The organism is Clostridium sp. 001, assembly GCF_019056555.1.
GTDB lineage: Bacteria > Bacillota > Clostridia > Clostridiales > Clostridiaceae > Clostridium_B > Clostridium_B ragsdalei.
The window spans coordinates 1,317,327-1,334,781 of sequence record NZ_CP020473.1; the positions used below are offsets into that span (position 1 = coordinate 1,317,327).

Annotated in this window: 13 protein-coding genes and 1 riboswitch; of the genes, 3 read left to right on the forward strand and 10 right to left on the reverse strand. The window is 29.8% G+C overall.

Going from position 1 to position 17,455, the window contains the following annotated elements; all coding sequences use genetic code 11:
• Nucleotides 1-41 precede the first annotated feature (41 nt).
• From addA to thiC, 7 genes are all read right to left on the reverse strand, one after another.
• Nucleotides 42-3,764 (reverse strand): helicase-exonuclease AddAB subunit AddA, encoded by a 3,723-nt coding sequence (addA, locus tag B5S50_RS05920; protein WP_242872105.1) that lies wholly within the window; start codon nt 3,762-3,764, stop codon nt 42-44.
• A 104-nt stretch (nt 3,765-3,868) separates the two neighbouring features.
• A complete protein-coding gene (locus B5S50_RS05925) occupies nt 3,869-4,933 on the reverse strand; it encodes a sensor domain-containing diguanylate cyclase (RefSeq protein WP_065077837.1) in 1,065 nt (354 codons plus the stop codon).
• Between the two features lie 249 nt (nt 4,934-5,182).
• Nucleotides 5,183-6,436 carry a transposase gene (locus tag B5S50_RS21515; protein ID WP_254306610.1) on the reverse strand — a complete coding sequence of 418 codons (1,254 nt, stop codon included), beginning with the start codon at nt 6,434-6,436 and terminating at the stop codon, nt 5,183-5,185.
• Between the two features lie 504 nt (nt 6,437-6,940).
• Nucleotides 6,941-8,431 (reverse strand): threonine synthase, encoded by a 1,491-nt coding sequence (thrC, locus tag B5S50_RS05935; RefSeq protein WP_065077836.1) that lies wholly within the window; start codon nt 8,429-8,431, stop codon nt 6,941-6,943.
• 230 nt (nt 8,432-8,661) lie between these two features.
• On the reverse strand, nt 8,662-9,168 hold the full coding sequence (locus B5S50_RS21520) for a phosphoribosyltransferase family protein (RefSeq protein ID WP_065077835.1): 507 nt from the start codon (nt 9,166-9,168) through the stop codon (nt 8,662-8,664).
• A gap of 11 nt (nt 9,169-9,179) precedes the next feature.
• Nucleotides 9,180-9,887 (reverse strand): amidophosphoribosyltransferase, encoded by a 708-nt coding sequence (locus tag B5S50_RS21525; protein ID WP_065077834.1) that lies wholly within the window; start codon nt 9,885-9,887, stop codon nt 9,180-9,182.
• A complete protein-coding gene (gene thiC / locus B5S50_RS05945; protein WP_217303349.1) occupies nt 9,887-11,200 on the reverse strand; it encodes a phosphomethylpyrimidine synthase ThiC in 1,314 nt (437 codons plus the stop codon). The genes B5S50_RS21525 and thiC overlap by 1 nt, the downstream gene beginning before the upstream one ends.
• A gap of 125 nt (nt 11,201-11,325) precedes the next feature.
• Nucleotides 11,326-11,432, reverse strand: a riboswitch (TPP riboswitch).
• A 246-nt stretch (nt 11,433-11,678) separates the two neighbouring features.
• On the opposite strand from thiC, the gene B5S50_RS05950 reads away from it, so the two are divergent.
• Nucleotides 11,679-12,830, forward strand: a complete 1,152-nt coding sequence (locus B5S50_RS05950) for an aminotransferase class V-fold PLP-dependent enzyme (RefSeq protein ID WP_065077832.1) — start codon at nt 11,679-11,681, stop codon at nt 12,828-12,830.
• Nucleotides 12,831-12,876: 46 nt separating this feature from the next.
• Here the strand turns inward: B5S50_RS05950 and cbiM are convergent, their stop codons facing one another.
• The 3 genes from cbiM to B5S50_RS05965 form a co-directional block, all read right to left on the reverse strand.
• Nucleotides 12,877-13,875 carry a cobalt transporter CbiM gene (gene cbiM, locus B5S50_RS05955; RefSeq protein WP_217303350.1) on the reverse strand — a complete coding sequence of 333 codons (999 nt, stop codon included), beginning with the start codon at nt 13,873-13,875 and terminating at the stop codon, nt 12,877-12,879.
• Nucleotides 13,876-14,156: 281 nt separating this feature from the next.
• Nucleotides 14,157-15,008: a lipoyl synthase gene (gene lipA, locus B5S50_RS05960; protein WP_065077830.1), complete on the reverse strand. Its 852-nt coding sequence runs from the start codon at nt 15,006-15,008 to the stop codon at nt 14,157-14,159.
• Between the two features lie 72 nt (nt 15,009-15,080).
• The gene (locus B5S50_RS05965; protein WP_217303351.1) at nt 15,081-16,064 is read right to left on the reverse strand and encodes a lipoate--protein ligase; all 984 of its coding nucleotides are present in this window, start codon (nt 16,062-16,064) and stop codon (nt 15,081-15,083) included.
• A 165-nt stretch (nt 16,065-16,229) separates the two neighbouring features.
• On the opposite strand from B5S50_RS05965, the gene B5S50_RS05970 reads away from it, so the two are divergent.
• Together B5S50_RS05970 and B5S50_RS05975 are read left to right on the forward strand one after the other, a co-directional pair.
• A complete protein-coding gene (locus B5S50_RS05970; protein ID WP_217303352.1) occupies nt 16,230-16,865 on the forward strand; it encodes a hypothetical protein in 636 nt (211 codons plus the stop codon).
• Nucleotides 16,866-17,199: 334 nt separating this feature from the next.
• Nucleotides 17,200-17,403 carry a cold-shock protein gene (locus B5S50_RS05975; protein WP_013239953.1) on the forward strand — a complete coding sequence of 68 codons (204 nt, stop codon included), beginning with the start codon at nt 17,200-17,202 and terminating at the stop codon, nt 17,401-17,403.
• The last annotated feature ends 52 nt before the right edge of the window (nt 17,404-17,455 follow it).

The following is a 17,455-nucleotide window of genomic DNA, read 5'->3' on the forward strand; positions in this document are numbered from 1 at the left end:
ATTTTGACTATAATCTGTACCTCTAAAAGGTAAGCGTATATTTACATTTCAATTAAGCTATTGTTGAAAAATAAGTAGAGATATTTATTTTTTACTTGCTTACCAGTTAATTTTTCAAGTGCCCTTGCGTAATAATAAATTTGGGGTTTGTATTTATCTTTTATATTATCTATATCATCTACATAATCTGTTTTATAGTCTATAAGCACTAATTCTCCATTTTCTTCAAAATAGCAATCTATTATTCCTTGAATAATTATTTTTTCATCCTTATATATTTTATCTGGAAGCTCTTTATATAATTCATTACTTTCTATTTCCATATAAAATGGAGTTTCCCTATATATATTCTCTGCCTCTTTCATTCTGCTTCCAATTTCAGAATAAAAGAACTTCAATATTTTACCTAGGGGTATTGACTTAACTTCCTCTTCCCTTATAAATTCTCTCTGAACCAATCTATCTACCTGTTCTTTTATTTCATCGTAAGAATTAACTTTTTTTATGTCAATATGCTGCAAGATTAAATGCAAAAGAGTTCCCCTTTCAGCAGCTGTCATACCTTTTTTTTCTCTTAAAAAAAGTGGTTTTTTTAATTGTACCGATTCCATCAAATTCACGCCATCTTCCATATCAGTCAAATCAAATCTTCTCTTTAACTCTGATACAGAAAATTTAGCAGGTATCTTACAAGCTTCCTCATATTTATATTTCCAGTTAAGTCTTCTATCAACTTTATCCATATATTGTCCATCATATTCAGCTAAATTAAGTTCTTCAATTTTACCCAGTATATCTACATCTTCTTTTTCTTGAGATACACTTCTAAAATCATCTTTCTTATAAATATTTACCTTCCATGTAGAATTATCCCCTATAACTAGATTTAAATTATCTTCACCTTTAGAAATTTCTCTTATAGGCTTTCCACATGGGTGTTTAGCCAGTGCAGCCCCTATCCAATCCAAAAAGTTTCTAGCACTTATAAGCGAGTACTCAGGAAGTTTATCTCCTTTATAAGAAGCACATTCACACCATCTTTGAGTTGTTTTTTCAATATTATTTACCATTCCAGTTATTATAAGTTTTTCTTTTGCTCTGGTAAAGGCAACATATAATATTCTCATTTCCTCTGAAAGAGTTTCTACTTTTAGCTTTTTTCTAAGTACCTGTTTCATAACAGTAGGATAACATATATGCCTTTTTACATTTACATAATCCGGTCCAAGGCCTAACTTTTCATGAAAAAGTACCCCTTTATTCATATCCATCAAATTAAACTTTTTTCCTGTACCTGAAAGTACTACTACAGGAAATTCAAGTCCTTTGCTTTTGTGAACACTCATTATCCTGACTACATTTTCATCTTCTCCTAGTATTTTTGCACTTCCTAAATCGCCACTGCTATTTTTAAGTTTGTTCATAAAATTTATAAAATTAAAAAGTCCTTTGTAACTGCTCTTCTCGTACTGTTTTGCTCTTTCAAATAACATCCTTAGGTTTGCCTGCCTCTGAATTCCCCCAGGCATAGCCCCTATAAAACCGTAATAGCCCGTTTCAGTATAAAGATGCCATATAAATTCATCTATTGGCATATACTTTACTTTTTTTCTCCAATTATTAAGTCTTTTCAAGAATTCACTTACTTTATATTTCAATCTATTTCCCACATGCTTTAATGATATATCTGATTCACAGTCATTTTCCGAAATTGTCTTTAATATGTCATAAAAATGCATTTTTCTATCTACCATTCTTAAATCTATAAGTTCCTCTGGAGAGAATGATTCTATAGGAGACCTAAGCACAGCTACAAGTGGAATATCCTGAAGTGGGTTATCTATTATTTCAAGTACTGATATTATCGTCTTTACTTCTATATTCTCAAAATATCCGGCAGATATATCTGCAAATACAGGTATTTCTAAACTATTAAGTTCTTCTACAAAAGTAGGAGCCCAATTTTGCGTGGCACGCATTAATATTACTATGTCTTTATACATTACATTCCTATAGGACTTCGTATTTTTGTCATATACTTTTAGTGGCTCTACTTCTTCTTTACCATTTATGAGCTCACTTATTTTTTCTGCTACAAGCCGTGCTTCTACCTGAACATTATCTAAAACTTCTTCATTTTCTTGAATTTCTTCACTTTCTTCTTTTTTATCTATTATATTAAGCTCTATATCTCCACTATAGTTTACAGATGAGTTTTCATAATCTGCTGAACTTTTTAAGCATTCCTCATCCGTATAATCTAATTCTCCTACTTCTCTACACATTATTTGTTTAAATAAATAGTTAGTACCTTCTATTATTTCTTTTCTGCTTCTAAAGTTTTCAGATAATTTTATCTTTCTGTTTTCAGCCGTCTTTTTTTCAGAATAACTATTATATTTCTGCAAAAAAAGTTCAGGTTTAGATTGTCTAAATCTGTATATACTTTGCTTTACATCTCCTACCATAAACAAATTTGAGTCTTTTGATTTTCTGCTTATCATATTCATTATAACTTCTTGAACTTCATTGCTATCCTGATATTCATCTATAAATATTTCCTCAAAATATCCTCTATATTCTAAAGCTGCCTCTGAAGGAACTATATTTCCCTCTTCATCTTTATCTGTTAATATTTCAAGGCAAAAATGTTCTATATCACTAAAGTCCAGTATCCCTCTTTCCCTTTTCTTCAAGCTGTAATTTTTATCAAACTCTATTACAAGAGAAGCCAGGCACTCCATCATAGGGTATACTTCCTGCATATTTTTATATATATCATCGGAACCTGAAAATATATCTTCTTTTATACTATTTAACTTCTTTTTAACTTCATCCCTTACATTCTTAGCCCTTTCCTTCACTTCTTTAACGTCATCTTTTACTTTTTTAGTGGAAAGCTTTTCAAAACTTAATTGTAAAAACTTTTCTTTTAGTTCTTCCCAAGAATTTAAAAGCGATAATTCCTTTATATTTTCATAATCTTTTTTAAAAGTATCTTCATAGTGCTCAAGTCCTTCTACGCTTTGGATTATGGTAAGTTCTCTTTCTATTCTATCCTTGCATCCCTTAACTTCTACCTTTAGGCTGTGCATAATCATTTGTGCCCATGAGGTATTTCCAAAATCAAAGTTTTCCTCAACATTAAAATTTTCTACCGCTTCTCTTAACCATTTTTCAGGCCATGGATTACTTTTTGAAAATTCATAGAGGGAAAGTACCATATCTTTAAGTTTAATATCATTTTTACTTTTAAAACCGTCTACAAGTTTTAAAAATTCTGTATTTTCCATATCATATTTCTCATCTAAAAGTTCCTCAAGTACATCCTGTTTTAAAAGAACTGCTTCTGTACTGTCGCATATTCTAAAATTAGGATCTAAATCTATTAAATGAAAATTACTTTTTATAACCTTAAGGCAAAAAGCATGTATAGTAATTATATTAGCCTGATTTAAGAGTGTAAGCTGTTTTTGAAGATTTTTTGATCCATAATTTGATTCTAACAGTTTAGAAATTGCCTCTGCTATTCTCTCTTTCATTTCAGAAGCTGCTGCATTTGTAAAGGTAACAACTAATAACTTATCTATATCCACATCTTCATCAATACTTGTTATTTCCTGTATTATTCTCTCCACTAGCACTGCTGTCTTACCAGTTCCTGCACCTGCTGATACTAGCAAATTACATTTGGGGGTAAAAATAGCTTCTCTTTGAGATTCTGTCCAATTTGTATCCATATCTACCACCTTACTAAAATTCATTGAAGATTTCCCTCTAAAGGATAACGCCTTTCTAAGTACTAAAGCCTGTTTAATAAGCATCAGATGGAGTCAAAACTCCATCTGATGCCAAGAGCTCTGTCTATTTAATAAACCACTTTATTCTTTCCAGAATTTTTTGCTCTGTACAAGTTCATATCAGCCCTTCTTATTGCACCTTCAACGTCTTTATTCTTATTTGTACATATTGCTATACCCATTGAAACCGTTACATAAGACGAGGCTTCATTGTACTCTACAGCTTTCTTTTTTATAATATCTCCTATATTTATCATTCTCTCATATACAGACATGGAATCTGTAACATTATACATATATATTATAATCTCTTCTCCTCCATATCTAGCTACCATATCTTCGTCCCTTATACTATCTTTTATTATGTCACTTACTTTTCTCAGAACCCTATCTCCATATTGATGCCCAAATCTATCATTAAAACTTTTAAAATCGTCAATGTCAATCATTACAATAGCAAAACCTTTACCGCAGTTTTTTACTTTTTCTTTTATAACCGAGAAAAAATAATTTCTGTTAAATAGTCCCGTTAAAAAATCCTTTTGAGAATTTTGCTTTATTTTATTATAAAGTTTATTATTCTCTATACATATGGCTATTTGATTGGTAAGTGCAGTTAATAACTTTACATGTTCATCATTTAAATAGTTATATATATGGTGCTCAACTACAATAACACCTAAAAGATTATCTTTTAAATATATAGGCATGAGTATGGAAGAGTGAATTTGAATATTATCATATATATATATATTATCAACACAATTTACTATACTAGCATTTAGACTACTTATATTTCCTTTATTGTAATCGCTAATACTAAAATGATGCTTTGTATTAGGCAAATTTGTAGATTTTAATTGAAGTTTTCTATTTTCTAAAAGATATACGCTTGAATAAGTTACCCCTAGAATTCCTATCATTATATCATTTATTATAGAAACTATTTCTCCTCTACCTATTCTTTTGTTTATATACTGACTTATCTCAACTATCAGAGACAACATATCAAGCTTTTTATCTAACTCTATAATCTTCATGCTTTGTTTTTGTATAATTCCTTCAGCCATCTTTTGATAACCTTCATACTCACTTTTAAGTTGATTATATTCATCTGATAATGACGTCAACATAAAACTCTCCCCTATTAAAAATACATATCTAAGCTAAAAATACTTTCTATAATTGTGTCTATAAAAGTATATATTCACCAGAGATTTAGCACCTAAATTCCAGTGAAAATTTTATTTTTACTGGAATTATATTTTTTTACACTTATTTAAAGGTCTGGTAAGCCCTTAAACCGGTAGATCGTAAAAATTGTTATACACTCCCCTACCCCTAAAAATCTTAATGCAAAGTTTCCAGTTTTTATTTTAAAATTACGTCTTTATGAATAGTGGATTATCCCAATCATCTTCTATAGTAAATCTTTCATCTTTTATATCTTCAATAATATCTATTTGGAGCATTTTTTTCTTCCTAAAACCTCTGATACACCTAAAAAAATATAACTGCATTAAATTAAATGCTAGTATCATAAACATTAAAACTGTCTCTACCCCTGTAGAACTGTGAAGAAAACAATGATCTAAATGCCATTCAGTTTTCAACTGATGAAATACATTATTTTCAATATCCCATCTTTTATGCATTATTTTCCATAAAGTTTCTACTGATATAAATTTATCTGTTGTTATGATCCATTCTTCTTTAATTTCTGCTTTATCTCCAGTATGAATTTCTTCTATAAATTTTATGAATCTTACTTCTATACTTGAATCAGACATTTGAAAATTATCATCATCCCACGCTTTAATCTTTCTATAGGTATTTACATTTTCCTTTACAGTCCAATCTTTATCTGCCTCCCGGCATTTAAATAGGGCTAATGCATCTTTTACAATGTGCAGCCTTTCATCTTTTACTCTTACCAATGCATCCATTCCTATAGAAAGAACTTCTTTTATCCAAGTAGATTTACAGTAAAGAGCATCAGCCACTATGATGTCAGCGAAATGATGATACTTCTTATATAACTTCTTAATTAGTCGTTTACTACCCGTAATTTCACCTTCATCTTTACTTGAACTATCTTTTTTAGGTTCAAGCATCTCTTGACCTAAAATAATATGTGGGTCTGATCCTACTGTTGCACACACTACAGATCTATGAAAATAATGGGTAGTTCCATCTCTATTCTCTCGAGAAAGGCATTTATTGCAACATTTTTTAGTACTTTCAAATAACTCTACACCATCTATGGCAGCTACTTTTAAACCATCAATAGTACCATTTCGAAATACTTTGTTTTTTATAGTTGTTTTTATTATGCTGATATGAATGTTTTTCAAGCCATCCATATCAAAGTTACTTAAACACCGCCTGACTGCGTCAATGTGCAGCATTTTAGTATTTTTAGGTAACACTTTTTTAAATTTATTCTTTTCAATCCAATGTTCTAATCTATTGAAACTTCTTATTTGAAGCATGAATCCAAATAACACTACGAAAACTATTGTTGAAACTTTTACTGGAGATTTTACTCTTTTATCTTTTAAACTATTGATTTTTTCACCTATATCATATACTTTATTAATATAAGTAAGTAATTGTTTTAAATAACTTTTACTCATTTTATCAGCATCCTTTTATTTTTAGTTTTCAGCAAAACCATTATAAAAAGGATGCTTTTATTATGCAAATTTTTTCCGTATAATTTCCAGTAAAAATCGGAATCTATTACTTCTACTGTAAATATTCATAAGACTTTATAATCCAAAGGACTACCGTCCTAAAAATTTTTTAAGTGCTAAACTTCTGTATATTCACAAGAAAATTTTTCCTCATGAATATATACAACAACTCCTCATACTATAGTATTATAAATTTATATAAACTGCTCATACTATTTTATTAGTTTCTCTACAAAAAATAATTTAACACTAATTTTCAACTACCTTCTAATTTTATATTATACTACTGTTTATAAATACATCCTAGCATTTTCATACATTATATATCGAATATTTATACTCTTAATTTTCAATATTCGACTCACTATTATACTTATATTGATGTATATTTTTTGTTATTATATGTAAAAATTTTTTTGTAAAGAAGGGAGAATTTACATTTAATTATAATAAAAATTTTCTAATCTCATCTTTCATCTGTTGTTTTTCACATACAGTACTGTGAATAACTTCACTTTTCATTAGTTTCTCTATAGGTTTAGGAACTTCGAGAGAAGCAGTTTTGCTCATTACTTCTATAAGGTCAAAATCTTTTTGATTCTTATATTTATCGTCTAAAGCACTCATTACGGATTTTGTAAATTTAAAAGGACTTGCAGTAGAAACAATAATGGTTTTTGTGTCATCTCCTGTATCCTGCAAATACTTTCTATACACGGAATAAGCCACTGAAGTATGTGTGTCCATTAAGTAATGGTAACTTTTGAAAACATCACTTATAGAATTAAGTGTTTCTCCTTCACTTGCAAATCCACCATAAAGCAGTTTTAATTTTTCTTTCATATTTTCACTTACACTATACTTTCTATTTTTATTTAAATCTTTCATTAACCCCTGTACAACTAAAAAATCATTTCCGCTTATATCATATATGAATCTTTCAAGATTACTGGATATGAGTATATCCATAGAAGGAGATATAGTTACTATAAACTCTCTCTCAGCATCATAGATTCCACTTTTTAAAAAGTCATATAATACTTTATTATCATTTGAAGCACATAAAAGTCTATTTATAGGCAAACCCATTTTTTTTGCATAATAGGCTGCAAGTATATTTCCAAAATTACCTGTAGGAACTACAAAATTTATCTTTTCTCCTAATTTTATTTGCCCCTTCCTTAAAAGTTCCATATATCCATGAAAATAATATACTACTTGAGGTATAAGCCTTCCTATATTTATGGAATTAGCAGAAGAAAACATATAAGACTTTTCATCCAATTCTTTTTTTAATTCTTCATCATTAAAAATTTTCTTAACTTCAGTCTGGGCATCATCAAAGTTTCCCTTTATTCCTATAACTTTAGTATTTTTGCCTGCCTGGGTAACCATCTGTCTTTTTTGTATATCACTTACCCCTTTTTCAGGGAAAAACACTACTATTCTTGTATCCTCTACATCTGCAAAACCCTCTAGTGCTGCCTTCCCAGTATCTCCAGAAGTTGCCGTAAGTATAACTATCTTTTTATGCAAATTTTGCTTTTTTGCAGCAGCCTGCATTAGATGTGGTAGAAGACACAATGCCATGTCTTTAAAAGCTAAAGTTGGTCCATGAAACAACTCTAAATAAAATACATCCCCAACTTTCTTTACAGGTACTATTTCATCTGATTCAAATTTATTGTCATAAGCTAGGTCTATGCACTTCTTCAACTCATCTTCAGTAAAATCAGTGAAAAACTTTCCAATTATGCATAAAGCTAATTCCTTATAAGTCATATTTTTAAATTTTTGTAATTCTTCTTCATTCACAAAAGGTATGCTGTCTGGAACAAACAATCCACCATCTTCTGATATTCCTTTTAGTATAGCTTGAGATGCAGTATAATTTCCATTTAATCCCCTAGTACTGTTATAATGAATTTCTTTCAAGTGTATCTCTCCCTTTTCTATAATTTTTACTAAAATAGTTATACCTATATAATAACATACGAAATATAACTTGAAAATTACAGTTATATTAATTTACAAACCTATAACGATTTCAAAGCAAAAAATCTATAGATATAGAGTTTTTAAGTATGATTTCAATTTTGTTATTATATTTTTGGATATTTCTCATTAAAGCATCCTTTACATAAATTTTGTTCTTCATTAAAAATTTAGCAAAATTCCTCTAAACTTAAATATTCTAAAGTAGTAGCACCTATTTCTTTTCTTATTTCCTCTATACTTTTACAAGCTGCTATAAGTTCCTTTTTTATTCCTATATCAATACCTAGATGACAGCAGTATTTTATAGAAGGTGATGCAATTCTAAAATGAACTTCTTTTGCTCCATTTTTTAATAAAGATTTAACAACTTTTCTACAACTAGTTCCTCTAACTATAGAATCATCTATAACTATTACCCTTCTCCCTTTTATTTCATTAAACAAAGGACTTAACTTTATGTCTACCATACTTTCTCTTAGATTTTTATGCGGAAATATAAAACTTCTTACTGCATATTTATTTTTTATAAAACCTAGCCCATAAGGAATTCCAGAAGCCTTTGAATAACCTATAGCTGCAGGTATACCAGAATCCGGTACACCAATAACTATATCCCCTTCAACAGCATGATTTTTATATAACTTTTTTCCCGCACTAATTCTAGATTCATACACACTTATTCCATCTATAATACTGTCTCCTCTAGCAAAATATATATATTCAAATGAACAAAATCCATAATTTTTTTCTTAAAAACATTAACACTTTCCATTGATTTATTACTTATAATAATCATTTCTCCAGGATTAACATCTCTTATAAATTCTATTTTCAGAGAAGATAATGCACAACTTTCTGAACTTATAACATAATTGCCATTTAATTTTCCTATGCATAATGGTCTTATGCCTAAAGAATCTCTTACTGCTATTAATGTATCTTTAGTAGAAAGAATTAGAGAATAGGAACCTTTTAAATATTTAAGTCCATTAATAAACTTGTCTTTTATTTCTACATGAGGTTCCATTTCCAAAAGCTTTAAAATTACTTCTGAATCTGAAGTAGTTTTAAAAACAGCACCTTTGGCTTTTAATTTTTCTTTAAGCCCCTCTGCATTAGTTATATTTCCATTATGTGCAATAGCAATTTTCCCTTTAAGCTCTTGTAATTTCTCCACATCAAATACCTGAGAAACTAATCCCATACCTTTATAGCAGTTAATCTGTTCTCCATCTGAAATTGCTATTCCTGCACTTTCCTGTCCTCTATGTTGAAGAGCCGAAAGGCCATAATACATGATATTACCTAAGTAAATATCTTCATTGGAAAATACGCCAAAAATTCCACAAGCCTCTTTCGGCTTATCTTCTTGAATTCCTTTAAGCTCGTACATCAATCATCATCTCTTAAAACATTTAAATTTTTTCCTTCCATAACCTTATTCATATTTCTAACAGCACACATTTTTCCACACATAGTACATGTATGTTCACCTTCTGGTTTTGATTCTTCTCTATATCTTCTTGCCTTTTCTGGATCTATAGATAAATCAAATATTTTTTTCCAATTAAGCTCTCTTCTAGCTTTACTCATAGCATTATCCCAGTCTCTTGCACCTTTTATTCCCTTTGCAATATCTCCTGCATGAGCTGCAATTTTAGTAGCTATGATTCCTTCTTTCATATCTTCTAAGTTTGGAAGTCTTAAATGTTCTGCTGGAGTTACATAACATAGAAAATCTGCTCCTGAAGATGCAGCTATTGCTCCTCCTATAGCTGATGTAATGTGATCATAACCTGGTGCTATGTCTGTAACTAAAGGTCCTAACACATAAAATGGTGCATTATGACACAATTTCTTTTCTATCTGCATATTTGCTTTTATTTCATCTAAACTCATATGCCCTGGTCCTTCTATCATAACTTGTACATTTCTCTTCCAAGCTCTTTTTGCAAGCTCTCCTAAAGTCATAAGCTCCTTAATTTGTGAAGCATCTGTAGAATCCTTTATAGCACCTGGTCTGCAAGCATCTCCTAAACTTATAGTTACATCATATTTTTCACATATATCTAAAACCTTATCAAAATGCTCGTAAAAAGGATTTTCTTTTCCATTTAATTCCATCCATGCATATATTAAAGCTCCACCTCTGGATACAATATTCATAAGTCTTTCATTTCTCTTAAAAATTGCTGCAGTCTCTCTATTTATACCTGCATGAATAGTCATAAAATCCACACCATTTTGCGCATGTTTTTCGATTACACCTAAAAGTTCTTCTTCAGTTATGTCTTTTAATTCTTTGTCATAAAATCCCACTGCATCATACATAGGCACTGTTCCTATCATAGCAGGTGACATTTCTACTAGTTTAGTTCTAAATTCTTCAGTTTTTCCAAAGCAACTTAAATCCATTATAGCTTCTGCTTTCATTTCTAAAGCTGTCTTAACCTTTTCTAGTTCGTCCTCTATGCAATTGCAGTCCTTTGAAATTCCCAAGTTTACATTTATCTTAGTTTTAAGGTATTGTCCCACACCTTCTGGATCTAATGATTTATGATTTTTATTAGCTGGTATTACAACTGCACCCTGTGCAACTAATTCCATTAGTTGTAGTGGTTTCATATTTTCTTTAGCAGCTACCCTTCCCATTTCCTTTGTAATTATGCCTTTTTTAGCAACATCCATTTGTGTCGTGTAATTCATTTTAAACATCTCCCTTAACATATTTTTCAAAAACTATGTTAAATAAAAAAGGAGGTGATTCTAAATCTCCCTCATATTCATCTTTATATAAATAAAAAAATGCAACCTTATAAAGTTGCATTTTAAAACTATATAAAGCTCTTCCCTACGCTGGAATTATCCAGATCAGGTATGAGGGTCAGAACTAACAGTTCTATCTCAGCCTATAACATAGACCCCCCTAGATTATTTAATTTTACATGTAAATTATATCATATATGTTTAATTTTTTAAACTGTACATTTTTATACCTTCAATAAGTAATTGGAGATTTACACCCAAATACCCCTTTAACTTCTTATAATAAAGTTATAATATAATTATAAGGTTTATAAAAAGATCCAGATTTATATACATTAACATTTTAATTAAAAATTGATAATGTTGAATTAATTATATTTTATAAATCTAGGAAACCTAAAGAAAGGAGATAATCGTATTGGGAATTTATTTAGACAATGCTGCTACATCTTATCCAAAACCACCTGCAGTTGTAGATGCAATTTCAAATTTTATGAAGAACATAGGGGCCACTGCAGGAAGAGGAGCTTACAAATCAGCTATTGAAGCTGATAGACTTATATTTAACTGCAGAGATAATATATGTAAGTTATTTAACGGTAAAGACCCATCTAACATAATCTTTACTTATAATATAACAGATTCACTTAATCTAGTAATAAATGGGATCTTAAGTCAAGGAGATCATGTTATCACAAGTAGCTTGGAGCATAATTCTGTATGGAGGCCCTTAAAAACTCTTGAACGGGACATAGGTATAGAAATATCTACGCTTCCCTGTACAAATGAAGGAATATCAAAAGCCTGTGATATAGAAAAATTAATAAAGAAAAATACTAAGCTAATTGTATTCACTCATGCTTCTAACGTGCTTGGAACTATTCAACCTATAAGGGAAATAGGAGCTATAGCCAGGAAACATAAAATTCTATTTTTAGTAGATAGTGCCCAGACAGCTGGAGCTTACCCTATAGATGTACAAAAAGACAACATAGATATTCTTGCTTTCACAGGTCATAAAAGTCTTTTGGGACCTACTGGCACAGGAGGACTTTTAATAAATTGCAATACTAATTGTATAAGGCCATTAAAATCTGGAGGAACTGGTGAGGATTCCAAAAATCCATATCAACCTGATTATTATCCTAATAAATTAGAAGCAGGCACCTTAAATGTAGCTGGAATAGTTGGTTTAGGAGAAGGAATTAAATACATATATGATCTAGGGATACACAAGATAAGAGATAAAGAAAATGAAATAATTGAGTATGCCCTTAAGAGATTAGAGGAAGTTCCAGGAATTCATATATATGGCCCAAAAGATGCGAAAAAAATAGTAGGTGTTATTTCATTTAATATAGAGAATACGTCTGGTGAAGATATTGCTTTTAAGCTGGATAAGGAATATGACATAATGATAAGAGTTGGATTTCATTGTGCTCCAACAGCCCACAGGATAATGGGGACTTATGAAATTGGTGCTATTAGAATAGGTATTGGATATTTTAATAAAAAGCAAGATATAGATGCATTAGTAAATGCTTTAAAAAATATAGTTTCTGAAAAATAAGTAAAAACCCCCTTTAACTTTTGTATAAAAGGGGTTTTTACTTATTTTATTTATTAGCAGTAGTATTTTTATTATCTACATCTACGGCGTTTTTTCTTAAAGAAGATATTACTTTAAATACAATCATTATAAGTGCTATTCCTGCCACTGCTGAAATAATGTAACCTACAACGTCATTCATTCCTTTTATAGAATAATCCGATGCAATAGCATTATAGTGCATTCCATTTTGAAATCCTTTAGGTATATATCCTATAAGAGATTTAATACCATCTGAATCCCATTCACCAAATGCATCTCCGGAAGCTAAAAGTCCCAAAGGGCATAAAACTACAAGAGCTGCCAAAAGTCCATAAAGTGGTTTTTTGCTTCCACCTTTATTTTCATATATCACATCCGGTGACATTTTCTTAACATAAGCATATACTGCTGCAGTTATTGCTCCCTCAAGTATTCCTACTAAAAGATGAGTTCCTACCATTGCCGGTACAGTTATTTTTAAAGGATAAGGACAATAAAGTGCTTTTCCAGCTGCATCTGTAAATAATAAAGGCTGTAGGCCAAATTCAACAGATGCCATAAAAGATGCCGCCACAATTCCTACATACGATCCTATAAAAGCTGCAATATATTCCCCTTTAGGGCTCTTCAGTTTACCTTTTATAATGCTGTATAGAGTATATCCTACAAAAGGCATTATAAAAGCCATGTTAAAAGTATTAGCTCCAAAAGCAAGTATTCCTCCATCCCCAAAGAAAAGTGCCTGTATAAGTAGTGCTATAGTAACTGCAATAGTGGCTGCATAAGGTCCAAGTAAAATTGCTATCAAAGTTGCCCCTACTGCATGAGCTGTTGTTCCTCCCGGTATAGGTACATTAAACATCATTATAAGAAAAGAAAATGCTCCGCAAACACCTAGCATAGGCATTTTTTTTGGACTTATTTCACTTTTTACCTTTTTTACGGCCTTTGCCCAAACTGGCAGCATTACCACTGCCATAACAGCACAGGTTGATGGACTTAAATAATTATCTGGAATATGCATAATAAAGACCTCCTAGAATTTTAAAAAAAATATATAAATTTGTATTCCTTTAATATACATAGCAATATATATGCCAATCTTCTATATATTTTTAATAATTTTTGCAGAACATTTTTAATAGGCGTCAGCAGTAGGACAAGCTCTGATATTTAATTCAAAAATTTTATGCTAAAAAATTTTTCTAAGTTCATTGGTATCAAAATGATACAAAATCTATATCAAAATGAGATTATACTTTAATTTTATATCAAAATGATATAACTAGAATGCTTGAAAGCAGATTAGCCCTCAAGCATTTCATCTGCATGATAGGAACTTCTCACTAGTGGGGAAGATGATACAAATTTAAAACCCAATTCTAAAGCTATTTCTTTATACTTTTTAAATAGATCAGGATGAACATACTCTACAACAGGATGATGCTTTGCAGAAGGTGGTAAGTACTGACCTATTGTAACAATGTCACAATCCACCTTTCTTAAATCCTTTAATACTTCTATAATATCTTTTTCTTTTTCTCCAAGCCCCAACATAAATCCTGATTTTGTTAAAATTGAGCTATCCATAATCTTAACTCTTTTTAAAAGTTCCAATGAACGCTTATAAACTGCCATTGGTCTTACTTCTTTATATAAAGCAGGTGTGGTCTCTACATTGTGATTTATTACATTAGGTTTTGAATTCACTACTTTTTTAAGTGCAGTTTCACTTCCTTTAAAATCTGGTATTAAAACTTCTACTGTTATATTTTTGTTAAGCTTTCTTATTTCCTCTACAACACTAGCAAAATGAGAAGCTCCTCCATCTTCTAAATCATCTCTTGTAACAGACGTTATTACTGCATATTTCAATTTTAGTTTATCCACTGCTTGTGCCACATTAAATGGTTCTTTTTCATCAACTTTTTCAGGTTTGCCTTTAGTTACATTACAAAAAGTACAATTTCTAGTACAATTTTTCCCAAGTATCATAAAAGTTGCCCTGCTTTTATTAAAACATTCCATTCTATTAGGACAATTTGCCTCACCACATACAGTATTTAAAGAATATTTTTTAAGTATATCCTTTACATCCTGAGAAACTTGTCCGCCTCTTATTTTTATTTTTAACCACTCAGGTTTTCTCTTATACATAAAATACAATCCCTCGTTTCTTCTTTAAAATATGCTAATTTTTTAACACATCTCCACAAAATTAGTATACTACTATTTAAACATAACCTCCATAATATCTTTTTTGTTTATATTATGCATATATCTTTCCATGTCTACGTTTTCAAGTGCTTTCAGAATTTCTTCTTTTTCATACCTAATTCCTAGAAACTTATTTTCCAATTCACCAATCTCGCAGCTGCTGAAAAAATCTCCAAAAAATTTTATATTACCTATAACACCTTTTTTTACATATATATTAACCTGTACAATTCCTCCTGGAAATTTTTTCTCGTTAGAATAATTAAACTTTTTAAGATGTCCATAATTCCATTCCCAAGTCTCATATTTATGATAACATATTTCTTTTATTTTTTTCCATTCCTCTTTTGAAAATGTATATATTTTAGGATTTTCATCTTCACTTATAACTGATTTCATCAAAAATTCTTTGAATTCAATTATAGTCATATCACTTTTAATATAATCATATATATTTGTAACCCTGCTTCTTACAGATTTAACAGCTTTATCTGAAAATTTTATAGGGTTTACGTAAAGAGCATCATTCAAATTTTTCATATTAACAGAAAACAAAATACTTCCGTGATGCAAAATTTTATTTCCATGTTTATATTGGGCATTTCCTGAAATCTTTTTACCATCTATAACCAAATCATTTCTACCAGAAAGCTCTGCGTTTACAGATAGTTTTTTCAATGCTCTTATTATAGGATACGTAAAATTACTAAAATCTGCAAAAGCATTGTTTTCACCTACAGATATAAAGGTAAAATTTAAAGTTCCCAGGTCATTGAATATAGTTCCTCCCCCTGACATTCTTCTTACTACTGATAAATTATGTTTTTTTATATAGTCTATGTTTATTTCTGAAAGGGTATTTTGATTTTTGCCTATTAAAACACAGGGTCTGTTTCTCCAAAGGATAAAACAATCCTCATTGAATGTTTGCATTACATATTCTTCAATTGCATGATTCATATATGGGTTCGTATTTTGGTGCTCAATAAATAACATTTTCATTACTCCTTTTTTAGAATAGACTTTTCACCAACGCTTATCTACAAAGCTACCTAAAATGAATTATACACAATAAGTTTAATATTTGAAAGTAATTATTCAGTAATTAAATTATATTTCGATACTTGTAATATATAGATAAAAATGTAAGAAGGGGTTATTGTGGATTCAATTACAATTAACAAATCAATTTCCTGTAAAGCCAAGTGCAATGTCAGTGAGAATAAGACTTCATCTAGTCACAATAATACTACAAATTTTAAAGATAAAGATGATTCAAATATATCCAAAGATGGGACTATACTCTGTAACTTTTTTAACCGCATTGAAAGCTCTAGTAAAGACAACGCTGAACTTTCTTCACTATCAAAATATACTTCAGAATATAAAAAGATAAAAAAAGAAATTTTATCTGGTGCTTATGGAAGTGATACTAAAAAGTACATGAGTTTGCTTGACAATGCATTTAAAGGCACCTTAGATAATTTTTCAAATTCACTTATCAAATCACTTACTAAAAACACTACGAAAAACACTACGAAGATGTCTTATTCATCTCTAATTAAATTCCAAAAGCAATACGAAACGGGTACAACCCTAACCTGGATATTTAGAGAAGAAAATAAAGAAGTACTACGTAAAATAGAATACTATAAGAAAAAAAGAAATAATCAAATGGTAACTTCTTTGACTCAATTAAGCCATACTTATAAACATATAATAAGCAATATCTCAAATACAACAACTATGATAATGGACAATATAAATGACTCTTTCAATTCAAATAAACTTACATAAGAGATCCTTTTAATGCCTAATGTCTAAAAGGATCAAGTAAAAATATTTTTAATGCATTACCGTAAATTAACAATGTATAAAAAAGTATTAAATGTTAAATACTAATACTAATAAAAAAGTTTTTAATGGCAGCAAAATTATTTTAAAAATTACTTTGATTATAGAGTCAAATTAATGTATAATATGTTTATTAGGTAACATCAATATTTAATGTGAAATTTTAAGATTTGTTGTTAATTTTACATTTTTGTGTTATACTAATGTAATAATAAACACCGATATACAAAATCAAGCTATATCAATTATAAGTGTTTTATCTTTAGGAGGATAATAAATGAAAATAGGAACAGTAAAATGGTTTAACTCAGAAAAAGGATTTGGATTTATCGAAGTACCTGGCGAAAATGATGTTTTCGTACACTTCACTGCAATCCAAAGTGATGAACCAAGAAAAAATCTTGAAGAAGGTCAAAAAGTTCAATTTGATGTTGAAGAAGGACCAAAAGGTCTTCAAGCTGCTAACGTTGTAAAACTATAATTTATAGCTTACAATATTAGAATAAAACATCTTAACATAAATGAATAGAATG